Source organism: Cellulophaga sp. (assembly GCF_039943695.1).
In the GTDB taxonomy this organism is placed as follows: Bacteria; Bacteroidota; Bacteroidia; order Flavobacteriales; family Flavobacteriaceae; genus Cellulophaga.
The window spans coordinates 1-2,925 of sequence record NZ_JBDVAA010000116.1 but is presented as its reverse complement, the minus strand read 5'-3'; the positions used below and the strand labels follow the sequence as shown (position 1 = coordinate 2,925).

General features: G+C 26.7%; 3 protein-coding genes. All 3 read left to right on the top strand.

Going from position 1 to position 2,925, the window contains the following annotated elements; all coding sequences use genetic code 11:
* Positions 1–1,254, top strand: a 1,254-nt coding sequence (locus tag ABJD66_RS08340) for an oligosaccharide flippase family protein (RefSeq protein WP_348130331.1), incomplete at its 5' end; no start/stop codon positions are given.
* Between the two features lie 3 nt (positions 1,255–1,257).
* Entirely contained in the window at positions 1,258–2,493 is a 1,236-nt protein-coding gene (locus tag ABJD66_RS08335) for a glycosyltransferase family 4 protein (protein ID WP_348130328.1), read from the top strand.
* On the top strand, positions 2,490–2,925 hold a 436-nt coding region (locus tag ABJD66_RS08330; RefSeq protein ID WP_348130325.1), incomplete at its 3' end, for a glycosyltransferase family 2 protein. The genes ABJD66_RS08335 and ABJD66_RS08330, both read left to right, overlap by 4 nt.

The following is a 2,925-nucleotide window of genomic DNA, read 5'->3' as shown; positions in this document are numbered from 1 at the left end:
GTAGGTATTAGTAATGCAATTGTTTACAATAAGAATATATCTTTTGAGCAACTCTCTAGTGTATATTGGGTTAATGTTTTTTCAGGAGTTTTTTTTACAGCACTTCTTTTTGTAATATCACCTTTAATTTCTTCATTTTATGATGTATTAGAAGTAAATCTTTATATAAAAATTGTTTGCTTTTCTTTTATAATATTATCAACTTCCAGGTTGTATAAATTTCTTTTTTTAAAAGAAGTTTTGCTTAAAACAGTAGCTGTTTCAGAAATTTTTTCTTATCTGTTTGGATTAATTTTGATGTCTATTCTGATAAAACTTGATTATGGAATAATATCATTCATTTACTCTATAGTGGGCAGGTCAGTAGTTCAGAGTTTATATTTGATAATTTATGGAAGAAAAATATTTATCCCTAGTTTTAAATATAACCACAAGTCGTTGAAGTCCCTATTTAGATACGGGGCATTTAACTTAGGGCAGAACTTAACAGTTTATTTTACTTCTCAATTAGATACTTTAATAATTGGTAAAGTTTTAGGTTTGGAAATTTTAGGCGTTTATAATATAGCTAAGAATTTAGCAATTAAGCCGCTACAGTTGATATCACCTGTTGTTTCTAAAATAACTTTTCCTTTGATGTCCAAGTTTCAGGATAGTAAGTTAGATTTAAAAAACATTTACTTATTGTCTATTAAACACCTTTTTTCGGTAATTGTTGTTGTATACATAATAATGGCATTTTTAGCTAAAGATTTAATTTTAACAATTTATGGGGATCAATGGGTAGATTCTGTTATTATTTTTAGGTTGCTATGTTTAATGTATATTGTTGTGTCTGTTGGTAATCCTATTGGAAGTTTAATACTTGCTACGGGTAAAGTTAATTGGGGTTTTTACTGGAATTTATCTATGCTTTTAGTTGTTTCTTGTTTAATCTTTTTATCTAGTCAATTGGGGCTAATTTTTATAGTAGTCAGTTTAATTTTTTACCATATTTTAAGTTTTATTATTTCTTTTAACTTAATAACCAAGAAGATTATTCCAATAAGAATAATAGAAATATTCTTAACTATAATGATTCACTTACTAATGATGATTTTGCCAATATTGTTATTATTTTATTTATCAACATTTATTTCTAATACATATCTAAGAATATTTGGACTTCCTATAACTGGAATAAGTAGTTATATTCTTTGTATGTATTTTTTAGACAGAGAATACTTTTATAAAACAAAAAAAAACATAACGTAACTTATGAAAATAGGAATAGTAACAACATGGTTTGAAAGGGGGGCTGCTTATGTGTCTAAACAATACAAAGAAGTATTAGAAAAAGAAAATGATGTGTTTATATATGCTAGAGGAGGTGAAGAGTTTGCAATTAAAGACCCGTTATGGAATAAAGGTAATATAACTTGGGGGAAACAATTTAAGAATTCAACAAGAACAAAGATTGATCTAAAAGATTTTAGAAATTGGGTTTTATCTAATGAGTTAGAGATAGTAATATTCAATGAACAACATGAATGGAGCCCAGTAATTGAATGTGATAAAATGGGAGTTATTATTGGTGCTTATATTGATTATTATAAAAAAGAAACAGTGCCTTTTTTTCATTTATATGATTTTTTGTTTTGTAATACTCAAAGACATTATTCTGTGTTTAAAAATCATTATCAGGCTAAATATTTTCCGTGGGGTACGAATACTGATTTATTTATTCCAAATGAACCTATTGAAATAGTAGATAAAGATTGTATACAATTTTTTCATTCTGCTGGGATGAATCCATTGCGAAAAGGTACAGACTTTGTATTGAGGGCAGCTCACTCTATCATTACAGAGAATTTTAAATTGATTATACATTCTCAAGTTAGTTTATATCAATTTTTTCCAGAAAATAATTTAATTATAAATGAATTAATTAAAGCAGAAAAACTACAAGTTATAGATGAAACTATTAGTGCTCCTGGGCTTTATAAGTTTTATGATGTATATCTGTATCCGTCCAGATTGGAGGGAATTGGACTTACTGTTCCAGAGGCAATTTCATGTGGGTTACCTACGGTAACAACGGACCAACCTCCAATGAATGAATTTGTTAAAAAGGATATTTCAGGAAGATTAGTGAAAGTTGACAAGGTCGAGAAAAGAAGTGATAATTACTTTTGGTCTCAATCTATAGTGTCAGCAGATTCTTTAAAAAAAGAAATGTTATATTATATTGCTAACAAAGAAAAAATAGGCTTATTCAAGAAAAAGGCAAGAAATTATGCCTTAGAAAACTTAGATTGGGTTAAAAATACATCTGAAATTAATGATTATATTTCGAGTCTAAAAAAAAATAAAGACATTAATAAATCTTTGATTATTAATAATATAAAAGATTATGAGAGAAATAGGCCTTTTATTTATTACTTAAATACATATAAGCCATATTTGAAATTCAAGAAATTTATAAAGCATTATTTTAAATATAATAAAAAATGATAAAGCCTTTAGTAAGCATAATAATCCCTACATATAATAGGCAATTAACAATTAGAAGAGCAATTGATAGTGTATTATCTCAGTCTTATAGTAATATAGAAATTATTGTTGTGGATGACTGCTCTAATGATAAGACCTATTTAATTATGGAAAATTTTAAAAGTGATGATAGAGTTCAATATATTCGCTTAGATAAAAATGTTGGAGGTGGAGGAGCAAGAAATTTAGGGATAAAAGCTTCAAAAGGAGAATATATTGCTTTTCAGGATAGTGATGATGTTTGGTTGGAAGATAAACTAGTAAAACAAATGAATGTTTTTTTAAAGAATAAAGAATTAGATGTAGTATTCTGTAAAATAAAACGAATTTCATCTAACTCAATAAGTGTTTTTCCATTAAAAGATATTTCTAGAGCTAAAAATTTACACATAG

Coding starts and splice junctions, on each gene's coding strand:
- ABJD66_RS08335 (WP_348130328.1), top strand. CDS start 1,258: ATGAAAATAGGAATAGTAACAACATGGTTTGAAAGGGGGGCTGCTTAT.